This is a genomic window from Rhizobium sp. USDA 4016 (assembly GCF_056279705.1).
In genome coordinates, this window is the sequence record NZ_JBWCCY010000002.1 from 2,392,709 (window position 1) to 2,407,616 (window position 14,908).

Annotated in this window: 15 protein-coding genes and 1 pseudogene; 6 read left to right on the forward strand and 10 right to left on the reverse strand. The window is 56.7% G+C overall.

The genetic code is table 11. The features are described from left to right. Window position 1 precedes the first annotated feature (1 nt). The 3 genes from ACZ9DP_RS12560 to ACZ9DP_RS12570 form a co-directional block, all read right to left on the reverse strand. A complete protein-coding gene (locus ACZ9DP_RS12560; protein ID WP_476201991.1) occupies window positions 2–1,300 on the reverse strand; it encodes a TRAP transporter large permease in 1,299 nt (432 codons plus the stop codon). Between the two features lie 4 nt (window positions 1,301–1,304). After that, the gene (locus ACZ9DP_RS12565) at window positions 1,305–1,895 is read right to left on the reverse strand and encodes a TRAP transporter small permease subunit (protein WP_476201992.1); all 591 of its coding nucleotides are present in this window, start codon (window positions 1,893–1,895) and stop codon (window positions 1,305–1,307) included. A 69-nt stretch (window positions 1,896–1,964) separates the two neighbouring features. After that, entirely contained in the window at window positions 1,965–2,945 is a 981-nt protein-coding gene (locus tag ACZ9DP_RS12570; protein ID WP_476201994.1) for a TRAP transporter substrate-binding protein, read from the reverse strand. A 180-nt stretch (window positions 2,946–3,125) separates the two neighbouring features. Between ACZ9DP_RS12570 and ACZ9DP_RS12575 the strand changes: the two genes are divergently transcribed. The 3 genes from ACZ9DP_RS12575 (at window position 3,126) to ACZ9DP_RS12585 (ending at window position 5,117) form a co-directional block, all read left to right on the forward strand. After that, entirely contained in the window at window positions 3,126–3,911 is a 786-nt protein-coding gene (locus tag ACZ9DP_RS12575) for a LamB/YcsF family protein (RefSeq protein WP_476201996.1), read from the forward strand. Window positions 3,912–4,032: 121 nt separating this feature from the next. Beyond that, complete coding sequence (locus tag ACZ9DP_RS12580; RefSeq protein WP_476201997.1) at window positions 4,033–4,959, forward strand: dihydrodipicolinate synthase family protein; 927 nt, start codon at window positions 4,033–4,035, stop codon at window positions 4,957–4,959. 2 nt (window positions 4,960–4,961) lie between these two features. Next, window positions 4,962–5,117, forward strand: a complete 156-nt coding sequence (locus ACZ9DP_RS12585; RefSeq protein WP_476201999.1) for a hypothetical protein — start codon at window positions 4,962–4,964, stop codon at window positions 5,115–5,117. A gap of 36 nt (window positions 5,118–5,153) precedes the next feature. On the opposite strand, the pseudogene ACZ9DP_RS12590 reads toward ACZ9DP_RS12585, so the two are convergent. The 5 genes and pseudogenes from ACZ9DP_RS12590 to ACZ9DP_RS12610 all read right to left on the reverse strand — a co-directional run. After that, a pseudogene (locus tag ACZ9DP_RS12590) lies at window positions 5,154–5,293 on the reverse strand (IS30 family transposase); the annotation flags it as partial. 476 nt (window positions 5,294–5,769) lie between these two features. Continuing rightward, window positions 5,770–6,537, reverse strand: coding sequence for an ABC transporter ATP-binding protein (locus ACZ9DP_RS12595; RefSeq protein WP_476202001.1), 768 nt, complete (start codon window positions 6,535–6,537; stop codon window positions 5,770–5,772). A gap of 11 nt (window positions 6,538–6,548) precedes the next feature. Continuing rightward, the gene (gene hisM / locus ACZ9DP_RS12600; protein ID WP_476202003.1) at window positions 6,549–7,262 is read right to left on the reverse strand and encodes a histidine ABC transporter permease HisM; all 714 of its coding nucleotides are present in this window, start codon (window positions 7,260–7,262) and stop codon (window positions 6,549–6,551) included. Further along, window positions 7,259–7,924: an ABC transporter permease gene (locus ACZ9DP_RS12605; protein WP_476202005.1), complete on the reverse strand. Its 666-nt coding sequence runs from the start codon at window positions 7,922–7,924 to the stop codon at window positions 7,259–7,261. The genes hisM and ACZ9DP_RS12605 overlap by 4 nt, the downstream gene beginning before the upstream one ends. A 39-nt stretch (window positions 7,925–7,963) precedes the next feature. Next, the gene (locus ACZ9DP_RS12610) at window positions 7,964–8,770 is read right to left on the reverse strand and encodes a transporter substrate-binding domain-containing protein (RefSeq protein WP_476202007.1); all 807 of its coding nucleotides are present in this window, start codon (window positions 8,768–8,770) and stop codon (window positions 7,964–7,966) included. A 647-nt stretch (window positions 8,771–9,417) separates the two neighbouring features. Between ACZ9DP_RS12610 and ACZ9DP_RS12615 the strand changes: the two genes are divergently transcribed. Together ACZ9DP_RS12615 and ACZ9DP_RS12620 are read left to right on the forward strand one after the other, a co-directional pair. Continuing rightward, on the forward strand, window positions 9,418–10,758 hold the full coding sequence (locus tag ACZ9DP_RS12615; protein ID WP_476202008.1) for an NtaA/DmoA family FMN-dependent monooxygenase: 1,341 nt from the start codon (window positions 9,418–9,420) through the stop codon (window positions 10,756–10,758). Between the two features lie 5 nt (window positions 10,759–10,763). Next, complete coding sequence (locus tag ACZ9DP_RS12620; protein ID WP_476202009.1) at window positions 10,764–11,288, forward strand: flavin reductase family protein; 525 nt, start codon at window positions 10,764–10,766, stop codon at window positions 11,286–11,288. A 138-nt stretch (window positions 11,289–11,426) separates the two neighbouring features. Here ACZ9DP_RS12620 and ACZ9DP_RS12625 read toward each other — a convergent pair whose 3' ends face one another. Then, window positions 11,427–11,993, reverse strand: coding sequence for a TetR/AcrR family transcriptional regulator (locus ACZ9DP_RS12625; RefSeq protein WP_476202010.1), 567 nt, complete (start codon window positions 11,991–11,993; stop codon window positions 11,427–11,429). Between the two features lie 855 nt (window positions 11,994–12,848). On the opposite strand from ACZ9DP_RS12625, the gene ACZ9DP_RS12630 reads away from it, so the two are divergent. Beyond that, on the forward strand, window positions 12,849–13,403 hold the full coding sequence (locus ACZ9DP_RS12630; RefSeq protein WP_476202011.1) for a dienelactone hydrolase family protein: 555 nt from the start codon (window positions 12,849–12,851) through the stop codon (window positions 13,401–13,403). Window positions 13,404–13,841: 438 nt separating this feature from the next. On the opposite strand, the gene ACZ9DP_RS12635 is transcribed toward ACZ9DP_RS12630, so the two are convergent. Then, window positions 13,842–14,690 carry an oxidoreductase gene (locus ACZ9DP_RS12635; RefSeq protein ID WP_476202012.1) on the reverse strand — a complete coding sequence of 283 codons (849 nt, stop codon included), beginning with the start codon at window positions 14,688–14,690 and terminating at the stop codon, window positions 13,842–13,844. Window positions 14,691–14,908 lie beyond the last annotated feature (218 nt).

Sequence of the window (14,908 nt, forward strand, 5' to 3'; positions counted from 1 at the left end):
ATCATTGCGCCATCATATCGGGAACGACAGTCACGATATCCGGGAATACCGCGATCAGGATGACGAACGCCACCATGATGATGAAGAACGGCAGCGTCGCGCGCGTAATGCGTGCCATGCTATCGCCCGTCAGCCTCTGGATGACCGTCAGGTTGAATCCTACGGGCGGAGATATCTGCGCCATTTCCACCACGATGACGATGAATATACCGAACCAGACCTTGCTATAGCCCGCTGCCGTCACCAGAGGAAGCGTGATCGGAAGCGTCATCACGATGCAGCCGAAGCCTTCCATGACCGTGCCAAGCAGGATGTAGAAGACGAGCAGAACGAGGATAAGCATCATTGGCGAAAGCCCCCATCCCTGGATCGCGCCAGCGATATAGGATGGCAGGCCGAGATAGCCGATCGCGGTGGAAAGGAAGACCGCGCCGATCATGATGAGGCCGATCATGGCGCAGGAATCCGCCGCCTGGCGCGCGGACTGCATAAGGCCGCCGAGCGTCAGCGTCTTCTGGAGAAAGCCGATGACGATTGCGGCTGCGACGCCGACAGCGGCCGCCTCTGTGGGCGATGCGATTCCGCCATACATCGAGCCGATAACGCCCAGGATGAGGAGCAGCAGCGGCGCGAGGTCTTTCAGCGCCCTCAGTTTTTCGACGAAACGGGTGCTCGGCGGCGCTTCGCCGACCGCGGCGGGGTCGAGAACGGCCCGAAAACCGATGTAGCCCATATAGGCCAAGGCTATCAGGGCGCCGGGAAGGATGCCCGCCATGAACAGGCGCAGGATCGATTCCTCCGCCATCACGCCATAGATGATCATGATCGTAGATGGCGGAATGAGAAAGCCGAGGGTGCCAGCTCCTGCAAGACTGCCGGTGACGAGGTCGCGATTATAGCCCCGCGCCAAGAGTTCCTTTGCCGTGATACGGCCGACGGCGGCCGTGGTCGCGGCCGACGAGCCGCAGACGGAGGCAAACAAGGTGCAGCCCATGACGGTGATGTGCCCAAGCCGTCCCGGGACACGACGCAGCCATGGCGCCAGCCCCGAAAAGAGCGCCTCCGAGATCTTCGTACGGAAGAGAATCTCCGCCATGAAAATGAACAGCGGCAGGGCCAGCAGCTCTGGCGAAACCAAGGTGTTCCATGCCTGCTGGGCGAGCAGCTTGCCCAAGGGGATGGCGGGCCTGAAGAGCGCCAGCAACGCACCGCCGGTTCCGATCAATCCGAGACCGATCCAAACGCCCGTGCCCAAAATGAGAGTCATGAGCCCGAGAAGGCTAAACGCGATCTGTCCCATCTTATCACTCCAGCCCCGGTCCGGTGGCGAGCTTTTCGCCGCGCAAAAGCCGCAAGAATTGTGCAATCATTTGCAAGGATAAAAGCAGTGATCCCGCCGCCAACAATGCTTGCGGATAAACGAGCGGAATGCGTATGACGGACGAGGCCGTGGAACCGCGCGTGTAGGAGATCCACGCCATCTCGATCTGTGCGCGGCTAAGTGCGATGCAGATGCCGAGCCCGATCAGACAGGCCACCACGTCTAGCGCCAAGCTCGCACGCGGCGGCAGCATTTCGCAAATTGCCGTAACCCGCACATGCGAACCTGACTTCAACGCGCTTGCTGCCGCCATCATGAAGCTGCCACCCATGAGATAAGCGGCAACGTCCCAGGTGAAGCTTATGGACGTGTTCAAAATGTTCCTCGCGGCGATTTCGCCGACGATCAGGGCAAAAAGCGCTAGAAGGCATATTGCAGCGAGAATGTTGCCTGCGTCGGTCGTTCGATCGATCGCGGTGACGATGCCGGAAAGCCATGCCGGCTCTTCCGTTTTTTGGATTCCGGGCGCCACGACAACGGCCTCACCCGAGGCTTCTCCAGACTGGAGTTCCATGACTATTCTCCAGGTTAATCGGATGGAGGAATGGCCGCCGCGGCACGCGGCGGCCGAGACCTTTCAGCCTTAGTTGCGCACCTTGAGATAGGCATCGATATAGGGTGCGGCTTCAGGAACTCGCGCCTTGAAGGCGTCCCAGAGCGGGTGGGCACGCTCGAGCAATGCCGCCTGCAATTCGGACGATGGGCCGGTAACGGCGATGCCCTTTTCCTTCAGGATCGCCAGCTTGCTCTCATCCTCCGCCCGGCTGACCTGCCAGAATTCGCCTTCAAGCCTCTTCGCCGCGTCCTCGATCGCCATTTGGTTTTCCGGTGCGAGTTCATTCCAGGCATCGAGATTGACGGTGACGGCGTTGCTGGATGCCTGCCAATTGAAGGTGTTCATGTTCTTCAAGAACTCCCAGAAGGCTCCGTCGACGCCGGACGAGGACGAGGTGGTGACTCCGTTGATCGTTCCGGCTGCAAGCGACGGCACCACGTCGCCCCATGGCATCTGTAGGGGCGTGGCACCGAGGGCGGCGAAGAAATCATGGCCGTTCGCATCGACAACGCGGATCTTCAGCCCGGAAAGATCGTCGATTTTCTCGATTTTGTCCGGCGAATAGACGGCCTGACCGGGCCAGGGAACCAGGTAGAGCAGCTTCTGGTTCATCGAGGTGGCGACCTCCTCGATCTTCGGCCGGATGAATTTGTGCAGCAGCGCGAGGTCCGGCATGGTCGGCGCGAGATAGGGCAACGTCTCGATGCCGAGTATCGGTGCCTCTCCCACCTGCTGGCTCAACAGCAGGTCGGCGACCGGCACAATTCCGTCGCGCACGGCCGCCATGCTTTCCGGCCCTTTGATGCCAAGCGCGCCACCCGAATGCACCGTGATGACCACCTCGCCTTTCGTGACCTCCTTCACGGTTTGGGCGAACTTCATGGCATCCTTCGTATGGAAATTTCCTTCCGGCCAGACGACCGACATGTCCCACTGCGTTTCGGCGATCGCCGGCTGAGCTGAGAGTGCCGCCAACGAAACCATTGCCGCGCCTATGCTGATCTTCATCCTGGAGAACCCCTTTTCTGTTTTTCTGTGCTGAATGCCAAGACCGCAATTGGCTTGTCATTTCGGTATACCAATTGTATGTCCAACGGGGATCATATGGGCAAAATATATGCAGCGCAACATGGCGACTAAAATTTATGCTGCGCGGCACCACAACTTCGAAAAAGGAGAGGGAGTTTCGTGACGACAATCGATCTGAATTGCGATATGGGAGAGAGCTTCGGCGCCTATACGATCGGCGACGACACGGCGATGTTGGAGCTCATCACGACGGCCAACATCGCCTGCGGATTTCACGCCGGTGATCCCGCGGTCATGCGAAAGACGATCCTTGCGGCCAAGACGCGTGGCGTCGCGATTGGCGCACACCCCTCCTTCATGGACCTTTACGGCTTTGGTCGCCGCCGCATATCGGGCGAACGTCCTGACGATATCGAAGCGCAGATTATCTACCAGGTCGCCGCGATCCAGGGCATGGCGGCTGCGCTCGGCTGGCCGATCACGCATGTCAAAACCCACGGCTCCCTGGGCAACATGGCCGCCGAAGATGCAGAACTTGCCGCCATATGTGTGCGTGCCGTCAAGACAGTCGATCCATCTCTCGCCTTCATCACGCTGCCCTATTCAGAGACCCTGAAAGCGGCGGAAAAGGCCGGTCTGCGCGTAGCATGCGAGGTCTATGCCGACCGGACCTACAGCGATGCCGGCACGCTCACGCCGCGACAGGTGGAAGGCGCAGTCATCCATGATCCCCAAAAGGGCGTCGAACAGGTTCTTTCCATGGTTTGCAACGGCATGATTCCGACCACCGGCGGAAAGACACTGCCGGTGGAGGCCGCCACGCTTTGCGTTCATGGCGACACGCCTGGTGCCGTCGCGATGGCGAGCGCATTGCGCAAGGCGCTCCTGCAACGGGGTGTCGAAATCGCGCCCTTTGCTCTCCCCTCTCTCTCGGCAAGGGTTTGAAATTGAACCGGAGTGTCTATTTGAACGGCGCCTGGGTCACCGAAACCGACGCCAAAGTTTCCGTCTTCGACCGCGGCTACGTCGAGATCCGTCTCGCAAGCGCTATCTGAAGGAGCAGATGATGGGACAATTGATTGATCGAAATACTGCCGGGGTCTACATAATCGCTGCAACGCCGTTCACCGAGACCGGGGCAGTCGATTTCACAAGTCTCGACAGACTGATCGATTTCTACATCGAAAAAGGCGTAACAGGCCTGACGATTCTCGGCATGTTGGGCGAGGCGGACAAACTGACTGGCGAAGAGCGGCGCGCCGTCATCGACCGCATCATGAGCCGCGTCGGGACGCTTCCGGTCGTTGTCGGCGTCTCCAATGTAGGCATTGGCAATCTGGTTGATCTCTCTCGATACGCGATGGACACTGGAGCGGCCGGTGTCATGGTCGCACCCAACAGGGGACAAGCCCGTGATGATCGGGTAATTGCCTATTTTTACCAGGTCTGCGAGGCGCTTGGCTCGGACGTGCCGGTCGTTTTCCAGGACTTTCCGCAGGCAACGGGCGTTTCCGTTTCCGTGCGAACCATTCTGGAACTCACGCGCGACCTGCCGCAGATCGTGATGTTGAAACACGAGGATTGCCCCGGTCTCACCAAGATCTCGACGCTGAGAGCGGCAGAGGAAAAAGGAGCACGGCGCCTTTCGATCCTCTGCGGCAATGGCGGGCTCTATCTGCCGCAAGAGCTTGCACGTGGTGCCGACGGTGCCATGACCGGCTTTGCTTATCCGGAAGCCTTGGTGAAGACCGTGCATCTTCATGCGATCGGTCAATCTGACAAGGCAGAGGATATTTTCGACTGTTACCTGCCTATTCTCAGGCATGAGCAGCAGCCGGGCTTCGGGCTCGCGCTGCGCAAAATGATCCTGATGAAGCGCGGCGCCATCGCTTCTGCAGTAACCCGCGCGCCAGGACCGACGCTGTCGGCCACTGACATTGCCGAGCTCGACCGATTGATGGTCCGCACGGAAGAAAAGCTGAAGGATTTCTGACGATGGATTTCGGAGATGCCGTAGATGCGGCCCAAATCCGCCGCCACCTCGGCCAGCTTATCCCACTGCGCCTTGGTCATCGGCGACTTGCCGGATTGAACGGCGCTCCGGTCGCCAGAGCCATGCAGTACAGCGACACGCCAATGCTTCCCGTGTGAGTTCATGGCGAACCGCGACCTGCGGGCTTTGAGAAGCTAACTGGTGCGCCGGATTTGCGCGAGGAGTTTCTGGCGGAAGACTTCCGCTGGTGTTTTGTAGCCGAGGCACGCGGTGTTGCGTTCAGATGATTGCAGATGTCGGTGAGATCGCGGTCGCTGAGAGACAGGGGATCGACCTAAGATCTGGCGACGCTGCAGACTTTTATTGTCGGCAGCAACGCGGAAGACCCTCGGCGTTGGCAATCATGAGTCGGGCGGTGGAAATCTGTCGAGAGAGAGAGCTATTGGGAAATAGTTAGAATTGCGAAGCTCCATCAGACAAACGTCATATGGATAACGACCGCAAAACCGGAAATGACAGTTAATCGATTTTATTTGCTGCATCTGCGAAATCCTGTTGCATTGCAACAAAACGCGCACACGATGAGTTGCCGGCACCTGTCAATGAGAGCAAATGGAGCCCGAGATAACCGTCGCCTTTCCGCTGACAAATGACCGCAACGTTTTGAAGCACCTGATGAAATACAGGCTTACCTTCCCCGGAAGCTGTGTAGTGACGTTAAAGACGTATGTTGCGGAGGTTTCGTCTCCGAACTCATTTGCTTTGGGAACCGCTCGCACATCTTGGTGATTGATCCGACGCGCGTTTGAGCTATTTGAGATTGCCGGAAAGGAAGTTACGAAGTCGCTCGCTTTGCGGCTTCACCAGCACCTGACCAGGATCGCCTTCCTCTTCGATATTTCCCTGATGCAAGAATTGAACATGGGTGGAAACATTGCGAGCAAAGCCCATCTCATGCGTCACCACGATCATGGTTCGTCCTTCTTCCGCCAGCACCTGCATCACCTTAAGAACCTCACCAACGAGTTCAGGATCGAGGGCGGACGTCGGCTCGTCGAACAACATCACCTCCGGCTCCATCGCAAGAGCCCGGGCGATTGCGACACGCTGTTGCTGACCGCCCGATAACTGCACCGGATACTGAGCCGCCACGCGCGGATGCAAACCGACCTTGTCGAGAAAATGCTCAGCTCGGTCGCGTGCTTCCGCCTTGCCTACTCCCAGTGTTACGACCGGCGCGAGAGCTACGTTCTGAAGCGCGGTCAGGTGGCTCCATAGATTGAAATGCTGGAACACCATCGCTAGTCGGGTTCGCAAGCTTCGCAGTTGCCCCTCGTCTGCAATGCACATTTTCCCATGACGGTTTCTCGACATCGGCACCAGCGTGCCATCAAAAAACAGCGCGCCGTCGTCAGGGTGCTCCAGGAAGTTGATACATCGTAGGAACGTACTTTTGCCCGAGCCGCTTGAGCCAATCAGACTGACGACATCGCCTGCTTTCGCTTTCAGCGAAACGCCACGCAGTACAACATGATCATCAAAACTCTTCGTAAAACTGTCGACTACAAGCTTGTACATGACTTCCCGGCTCAGTGAGTTCGAGGCTTAGCAAAAGCCAATGCGCGCCGTTCCACGAGGCGGAACGCGCCGATAAGCAAGAAGGAGCACGCAAGATAAATAAGCGCGGCTAGTCCGTAAGCTTCGAATGGTTGATATGTTTCACCGTTAACATCACCCGCGACCTTCAGTAGATCGGGCACTGTGGCGGTGAAGGCTATCGCCGTCGCATGCAGCATAAGAATGACCTCATTACTGTATGCCGGCAGTGCCCGGCGCAGGGCCGCTGGCAGAAGTATAGTGCGGTAGATAGCTCGACGGCTGAAACCGAAGGCCTTGGCCGCTTCGATTTCGTTGTGCGATATCGAGCGCATTGATCCGGCAAAAATCTCGGTCGTATAAGCAGTCGTATTCAGAGCGAGCGCCAAGATTGTGCACTTTGTTCCGTCTCTGAAAAAACTGTCCAGGATCGGATGCGCGCGGATAAACTCCAACTGGTACACTCCGGAATATATCATGAGCAACTGGATGTAGAGCGGTGTTCCCCGAAAGACGTATGTGAACAGCCAGACGGGTCCGGACAGCCAGCGGTTGCGACTACACCTTAAAATTGAAAGGGGAAGAGACAGCATGAATCCTACGGCGAGGGAAGAAATCAACAATCCAAGCGTAACGATCAGGCCAGATAAGTTGACTCCATCCCACCACAGGTAGGCCTGCCAATAGGTTTCAACGATATCGATCATAGCTCAGCTCCACGCACTCCCACCGAGTACTTTTTCGTAAGCCAGTGAACGACGAACCCGGAAACGCTCGTGACCGCCAAGTAGAACACCGCAGCGATGCCAAGATAGAACAACATCTGGCCGGAGCCCCTCCCCGCATCTTGGGCGCCCTTGGTCACGTCCGAAAGTCCGACGATGGACACGAGGGCGGTGGCCTTCACCATCACAAGCCAATTGTTGGCGATACCAGGAAGCGCGAAACGCATCATCTGAGGGAAAAGGATCAGCTGGAAACACGCCCACCGGCTCAAGCCAAAGGCGCGACCAGCTTCCAGTTGCCCGGGAGACACGGACATGAAAGCGCCGCGAAACGTCTCTGTGAAGTAGGCCCCATAGATCAGCCCAAGGGCCACAATCCCCGCACCGAACGGATTTATATCGATCTGGGACATGCCCAACGCATCTGTCAGATTGTTTAGCCAGATCTGCAGACTGTAGAAGATCAGGAGCATCAACGCGATATCCGGGATGCCCCGGATTACCGTCGTGTAAGTCGTTGCAACGGCTGCCAGCAGTCGGTTTCCCGACTGCTTCGCACACGCCATGATCAAACCTAGCAGCACCGCCAGCGCCAAGGCGCTCAGAGAAAGCTCCAAGGTCGATGACATGCCGTCGAGCAGCATGTCTCGATATCCCTGAGGAATAGACATTGTCGCCTATTCTCACTCGCCGTATATGTCCAGAGTTGGCGGGAAGTATTTCGCTGCAAGACGATTGTAGGTGCCGTCCGCGTGCAATGCGGCCAAAGCCTCGTTGAGTTCCGAAACCAAGCTTGCATTGTTCTTATTGACGGCAATCGCACTGTACTCGGCTCCGAGAATAGGATCCTTAAGCGCGTCTCCGACAAAGGCATAATCGCCACCTTTTTCGGTCGTGAGGAACCCCGTCTGCACTTGAACACCTGCGACCAGTGCGCCATCCAGACGACCATTTATCATGTCGTTGTACACCGTGTCCTGATCCGCATAGGACACCACAATAACACCCTCGGGAGCCCAGCGCTTTTTCGCATATCTCTCGTTTATGGTGCCCTGTTCAACGCCTATCCGCTTTCCAGTCAGGGCCTTTGTGTCTAGCGTCAGTCCCGCATCTTTTCGCGCAACCAGACGCGTTCCACCTGCGTACACCTTGTTTGTGAACAGAACCTGCTTCTTTCGATCATCTGTAACAGCGACCGAGGCGAGCATAGCATCGAACTTACGAGCGTGAAGCGCCGGAACCATTCCTGAGAAGTTAATATCATCCCACACGCACGGCCGTTTCAGGTATGCGCAGATTGCATTCCCGAGATCGATTTCAAAGCCTGCCATCTTTCCGTCGGGTCCAAGATATTCGAATGGCGGATAGCCTAGCGCTGTACCAAACCTAAGTGGTGTGCTCGAATCTTGAGCCGAGACGGCGGGTGCCACACACGCTAGAGCGACGGCTACAAAGCCGAACGAAACTGCTCGCCTGCTGAAATTCTTCATATGCGTTCCCTTAAGGCTCTTGTGACACGATTAGCTGGGAGGGCTAAGGCCACGGCCTTTTCTTGATTGCTTACGCGTTATTGCGAATTGCGACACGCGTGTGCCACAATGAGAAGCCTAAGGCTCACAGTCTCATACTGTCAACACCCCTGCCTAGCTTTTCTAAAGAAAGATCAAAAAGCGTGTAAGCTCTGCGGGGCCCGCGCCTGATAGACGGCCTTTCCAATTAGCCGGCCTCCACCGAAACCTAAAACTAAAACCCTCCTTGGACTCCCTGGTGCTTTGTCGATGGGCTCCCGGCTCTTCAGTCGCACCTTTTTCCTCGGGCCGGGCGAGCCTATCGCGGCGGCTTGTCACCCGAGGAACGATTGCGTCATCTATAGCTCATTATGGACTTTCTATGATGCGTAATGAGACATCGTTGACTTATTTTTTTATCCAAAATATGGTTTGAGCCAACATCGGAGGTAATAGCTCACAATGTTGCGTGAGATTGATCGCTGCGACTAACGCGCGCCAATCGGTGGGTTGCGGCACGCGTCGCGTATCAGCGCGCTTCGCGGCATTTTGGGGACTTCGGTGGACGCGGGACACACACTGGTTTCGCGAAACGATCAACAGGCAATTCGGAAGAAATGAGTGAGGAAATGGCAGAAAACAAAGGGCAAATGACGCTTCTCGTATTCATGGCGCCGGTCGGCTATCAGACCGCGGCGTGGCGTCATCCGAAGAGTCGTGTTGAAGACCTTTACGGACTGAACCTGCCAGCCGACATTGCGCGCCGGGCAGAAGCGGCAAAGATTCACGCGCTTTTCCTAGCGGATTGGTTGTCCTTTGAGCAAACCGGGAGAAACCCGGACCAGACCGGCTATGAGCCTTTCACGACGATGGGGGCCTTGGCTGCTCTCACGAAGCAAATCGGCTTAGTCGGGACGGCTGCAACCACGTTCATCGAGCCCTATCATCTTGCGCGTTACTTCTCTCAACTAGACTGGCTGTCCAACGGGCGCGTGGGCTGGAACATTGTGACGGCAACGACCGGCCAGGAGAACTTCAATGTCGAGCTACCGCCTCGCGATGAGCGCTACGCACGCGCTCACGAGTACATGGATGTCGTCACAGGTCTTTGGGATGCTTGGCGTGACGACGCGGTGCTCAGCGACCGCACAAATGGCGTATGGGCGGATCGGAGTCGCATCGCACCGCTAAACCACCATGGGAAACTCTACAAGGTGGAGGGTCCCCTTCTGGTGCCTCGCTCGCCTCAGGGCTGGCCGGTTCTCGTCCAGGCAGGAGCCAGCGATGCCGGAAAAGACTTTGCATCAAAATATGCCGAAATAGTCTTCACAGTAACGCCGACGCTTTCGCTGGCTCAGGAATTCTATAGCGACTTGAAGGCACGGGTGCTGGACGTCGGGCGCGCTCGGTCTGACTTGCGGATTCACCCTGGACTAATGCCGATTGTCGGCGACAACGAAGCCGACGCAAAGCGAATTCACGACGAGCTGCTGGATTTTGTTAGTGAGGACGAGGGACTTGCCCGTCTAAGTGCAGCAATGGAACGCGCGGATCTCACTGAGCTTGATTGGAACAGTACAATCCCTCCGGAGAGACTTGTCGATCCTGTTGTGGCTGTCAAAGAGCGGGAAGCGGCCACCCGCTACGCATACTACTACGATCTTGCGGTGGCGAAGAAATATACGCTCCGGATGTTGAGTCGAGAAGTTATGAAAGCGGCGGGACATGGCGTAGTGGTGGGATCAGCCGAACAGATCGCCGACCACATGCAGCTCTGGTTCGAGAACGGAGCTGCGGACGGGTTCGCCATTCTACCCCCGACAGTGCCGGTCGGCCTCAGTCGCTTTCTTGAAGAAGTGGTGCCGATTTTGCAGAAACGCGGAATCTTCCGAACGGAATATGTGGAAGGCACTCTGCGCGATAATCTCGGACTAGGGCGTCCCAAGTCTCGCGGCGAAACGGAGGATTGACACGAATGCCCGCATCGAACCCAGCTCCGTCGAACGCACCGTTTTCTCCGGATCAGTACAAGGCGATCTTTCGCACTCATCCGGCAGGCGTTGCAATCATCACGCTTGCCGAAGGTGGCAAGCCCATCGGCTTTACCGCAACATCGGTCATCTCGGTGTCAGCAGATCCGCCAATTATCGCGTTTTCTGTGCTGGCGACTTCATCGAGCTGGCCGGCCCTCTCCGGTGCAAATTCCGTGATCATCCATTTTCTCGACGAGCGCGACCAAAAACTGGCAACGGTCTTTGCGACTTCGGGAGTCGATCGCTTTCGGGATGTAGAGTGGAGGCTGCTTCCAACCGGAGAACCGGTGCTCACCATGGTCAGGACCTGGATCCGGTGCTCAATAGTAGCACGCAATCGCGCAGGTGCCAGCTTTCTGCTGCAGGTTCAAGCTGAAAGTGCGGTTGTCGGCGAAGAGCGTGTGCCCATCGTCTACCACGATCGCGCCTTTCACAAAGTAGGACACAACTTGCTGTCTCCACATTAGGTCGCCTCGTCTCGGTTGATTGGCTGCTGAGGCGGTATGCCGGATTCCATCGCGACGCCTCCTGAAGAACAATACTTCGCAAGGCTTTGACCATCGGCCAATAGCGGATGTCACATATCCGGCATCCGGAGATGTGATCTATTCCTCGCGAACGAAACCGGAAATGAGCGTTGTCATGATTGCATCAACCATCTCGTGGCGAGCATGCCCCCCTGCCGCTTCGTCCGAACCAAGTCGCAGGAGTGTCCAAAACACGCGATCCCGCCAATCGCAGGGAAACTGTTGGCCGCTCCTGGCGGCCCGCGTGATTGCAGCGGTAACCTGCTCCTCGCCTGCAGTAAAGTCGGTGAAGAGATGCGGGTTTTTTAGGACTATGCGCTCGTTGTAAATAAAATCCAACACAGGCCCCAGGTCAAATTGCTCTTCTATGATCCGACGCAGTGCCGCGACCGGTGGTCCGGATTCCGGTTTCGCGCGCGCGATCGCCTCATTGCTCAGCCTGTAGACATACAAGGCAAGCTCTTGAATGAGCTCCGCCCGATCTTGGAAGTGACGGTGAACGGTGCTTCGGCCAACTCCCGCCTCGTCCGCAATCTCGAGAATAGACGCGTTGGGATTGCCAGGGAGCATTTTTCTGGCAGCCTCGAGGATTGCAAGCCGCGTCCGGTTTCGGACACCGCTCTCTATCTGCTTGGTAGGCGCCATAGAAACATCACTCCCTCATTGTAAATCAGGACTGTAGCGGAATGAGACGTGAATTCCTAGGAGTGCTTTTGGCACTAATACATTAAAACTATGGCGTTTTTACCGAACTCACCCTCAGTAACTCCGACGAGGTAATGAGCGGAGTCGGGTGACCGGTCGTATCCTTTGTGGGATCTAAGCATCGGCTTGGTGGCTAGCGCCCGCACCGACCGGGACCGCCAAGGGATACGCTGAATTCGCACCTGCCCGTGCGTCGACCATGTCGGAAACATGAGGCAGTGCCACGTCCGTACGCACGTGTACCTCTCAACGACTCGACGGGTAATGACGGTCCTAAGCCATTCATCCTGCCGCGAAATTTTATTCGGTATGGGGCAAACCCGAGCCGTGGTCTTGAGCGGATGCAAGGCAAAGCGCCTCGCTAGCGCGGCGTGGGCAATGCGATCCGTGTGCGGGGGTTTTCTGCTTTCATCTGGAAAAATTAGCCTTGTTAGATAGCCGCACTGCAGCACGGGAAAAACCGAGGCTGGTGCAGAACAATGCTGCAACTCATGCCGCAATCGGCGTTGCGGATGTCCATCGTATGTTCGATCTTAGCGCAGGATTTTGAACTGTTCTTGTCCTGACCCCAACAGAACCCGCCCGTCTCATCTGCCGCAAGTTCGCTAAGATTTAGTCGCTCGCATGAAAGCTTGAGCAAACTCGCGACCCCGCGCAAACAGGCTCGGGTCCTCGCCCACGACGTTGGCAGACGCAAACTCCACGATAAGGCTTTGGGCCGGAATGACATAGAGCTGCTGGCCATAGAGTCCGAGGGCGGCCCACCCGCGGATCGATCCATCACGCATCGCCGTGATGGGCTTCTCGCGCGGTGGCTCCGCAGCGCTCTACACCAGCATGCGGCGCTTCCAAACTCTCCATGGGCCGACCAAGACGCGCATCGCCGCACATCTGTCGTTCTATCCTGCCTGCAACATCCGCTTCGTTGATAAACTCGACATTGCAAACACACCGATCCGCGAATTCCACGGCGGGGCGGACGACACGACCCTGGCTGCGACGTGCCGTGATTACTTCACGCGCCTCGACTCCGCCGGAAAGGACGCTGTCATGACCGAGTATCCCGGCGCGCACCACGGATTCGATAACCCCGATGCGCGGCTGGTTTCTGTTATTCAAAGCGCTCAATCTACTCGCAATAGTCAGCGCCGCGAGGAAGACGGCGAGATACTCAATGTCGAGACTGGCAAGCCCTTCACCTACGATGATGCTTGTGTCGAACTCGGTTCGACCGTGGGCTATGACAAAGCTGCGACCGAGGCAGCACATTTTGACGGGAGTATTTCACCTCAACTGAGTCGATGGCTACGCATCGCGAGCGGGGTGCTGCTGATAGAACTATCTTTTTGAGCGCACTGCGTTCCATGTTGCGTCGTTCGGACGGTAACGAGCGCGAAGGGAGGCGGTTCCGGGGGACTGCTTTTTGGGCTCCAAAACCGAGCTGGTGGCATTTGTTCCCGAATCGCGGAAAACTGAAAGTCGTGAGCAGGAATGGTTACCTGATCTGGCGAGATCCGTTGCAGGTGAGTGAAATGCCCGCAGCGGCGTGGATTGATCGTCATGTCATCGATCATCCGCCGGCGTAAATGCCCGCAAGCGGCTTCGTTCAATCATTTTTTAATGACTTAGCCGTGATGCGTTTCCCGCATTACGAGTCCCGATTAGCGTCTTGATTCGCATGCAAAGGAGCAACGACGGCAATTATGTCATCATATGCAAGATTTACATGCCGAAACACAACAACCAGGGCTATTGCGTGGAAGCACATTTGACCCCGATCCAAATCTTTCATCCCAAATCAGTCGTCGAGAATGAGACTTCCTTCCAGCGTTCGAGTTCGGCCGCTACCTCGTGCAACTCGGCGCTGATCGCAGCATGGGCGTCGCGGCCCAATGGAAGCCTCATTGGAGGCACCTCAGCGTCGACCACCGAGTAAATTGCCTGCCCGAACAGCTCAGGATTGTTAAGCTGCTTCCCATGCCGGCGTGAGCTGTAGCCTTCAACGATATCTGCAACTTCGCTATAATCTTCACCAAGAGTGTCCATGCCCTGAATGAGAGACGGACCGGCAAAGTCGCTGCGAAAGCCGCCGGGCTCGATCAAGGTCACACGGATGCCGAGATGTTTGACTTCCTTCGCAAGCGACTCGGAATATCCCTCGACCGCGAATTTGGTTGCAGAATAAAAGCCGAATCCTGGCGTCCCAATAAAGCCACCATACGAGGAAAGGTTCACGACATGCCCGGCGCGTTGCCGGCGCATAACTGGCAAAACTGCTCGGGTCATCTCCACTAAGCCAAAGAAATTTACCTCAAAGATTGGCCGATACTTGTCTGCGCCAGTGGCTTCGGCCAAGGCGACGAGGCCATAGCCAGCATTGTTAACCAGGACGTCGATTCTTCCAAAGTCCTCAATTGCACGAGAAACGACCGGACCAATTGCCGCGTGGTCTCTCGCGTCGAGGTGATAAGCTCGCAAGCGATGGGGATAGTTTGCGAGGAGCTCGTGTTCGCCGTCGCGCGCCAGGACTGTCACGACAACGTTGTCACCACGCTCGAGAGCCGTCTTGGTCGTTTGATAGCCTAGTCCCTTATCCGCACCTGTTATGAGCCAGGTTTTCTGCTTTCGATCTGTCATATCTCTTCCTTGATTCCGGCAGCACATGATTCCACCTGATCGCTGGAATTTCCGTTCGCGGACGCAGCGATCTGCATTGGAGGCCGTGGACAAGGCCAGCAATAGACATGCCAGACATGAAGACCTTGGTCGGAGTGCGAAAAATATGGCATCGTACCCGGATCAAGATTCCAATTCGGATCTCGAAGTGTCCACAGTCCAAACACCATGTATTCGCC

What these genes read in the sequence shown, in the direction of transcription:
- ACZ9DP_RS12560 (WP_476201991.1), bottom strand. Translation starts at nt 1,300, where the DNA reads ATGGGACAGATCGCGTTTAGCCTTCTCGGGCTCATGACTCTCATTTTG.
- ACZ9DP_RS12565 (WP_476201992.1), bottom strand. Translation starts at nt 1,895, where the DNA reads ATGGAACTCCAGTCTGGAGAAGCCTCGGGTGAGGCCGTTGTCGTGGCG.
- ACZ9DP_RS12570 (WP_476201994.1), bottom strand. Translation starts at nt 2,945, where the DNA reads ATGAAGATCAGCATAGGCGCGGCAATGGTTTCGTTGGCGGCACTCTCA.
- ACZ9DP_RS12580 (WP_476201997.1), top strand. Translation starts at nt 4,033, where the DNA reads ATGGGACAATTGATTGATCGAAATACTGCCGGGGTCTACATAATCGCT.
- ACZ9DP_RS12585 (WP_476201999.1), top strand. Translation starts at nt 4,962, where the DNA reads ATGGATTTCGGAGATGCCGTAGATGCGGCCCAAATCCGCCGCCACCTC.
- ACZ9DP_RS12595 (WP_476202001.1), bottom strand. Translation starts at nt 6,537, where the DNA reads ATGTACAAGCTTGTAGTCGACAGTTTTACGAAGAGTTTTGATGATCAT.
- hisM (WP_476202003.1), bottom strand. Translation starts at nt 7,262, where the DNA reads ATGATCGATATCGTTGAAACCTATTGGCAGGCCTACCTGTGGTGGGAT.
- ACZ9DP_RS12605 (WP_476202005.1), bottom strand. Translation starts at nt 7,924, where the DNA reads ATGCTGCTCGACGGCATGTCATCGACCTTGGAGCTTTCTCTGAGCGCC.
- ACZ9DP_RS12610 (WP_476202007.1), bottom strand. Translation starts at nt 8,770, where the DNA reads ATGAAGAATTTCAGCAGGCGAGCAGTTTCGTTCGGCTTTGTAGCCGTC.
- ACZ9DP_RS12615 (WP_476202008.1), top strand. Translation starts at nt 9,418, where the DNA reads ATGGCAGAAAACAAAGGGCAAATGACGCTTCTCGTATTCATGGCGCCG.
- ACZ9DP_RS12620 (WP_476202009.1), top strand. Translation starts at nt 10,764, where the DNA reads ATGCCCGCATCGAACCCAGCTCCGTCGAACGCACCGTTTTCTCCGGAT.
- ACZ9DP_RS12625 (WP_476202010.1), bottom strand. Translation starts at nt 11,993, where the DNA reads ATGGCGCCTACCAAGCAGATAGAGAGCGGTGTCCGAAACCGGACGCGG.
- ACZ9DP_RS12630 (WP_476202011.1), top strand. Translation starts at nt 12,849, where the DNA reads ATGGGCTTCTCGCGCGGTGGCTCCGCAGCGCTCTACACCAGCATGCGG.
- ACZ9DP_RS12635 (WP_476202012.1), bottom strand. Translation starts at nt 14,690, where the DNA reads ATGACAGATCGAAAGCAGAAAACCTGGCTCATAACAGGTGCGGATAAG.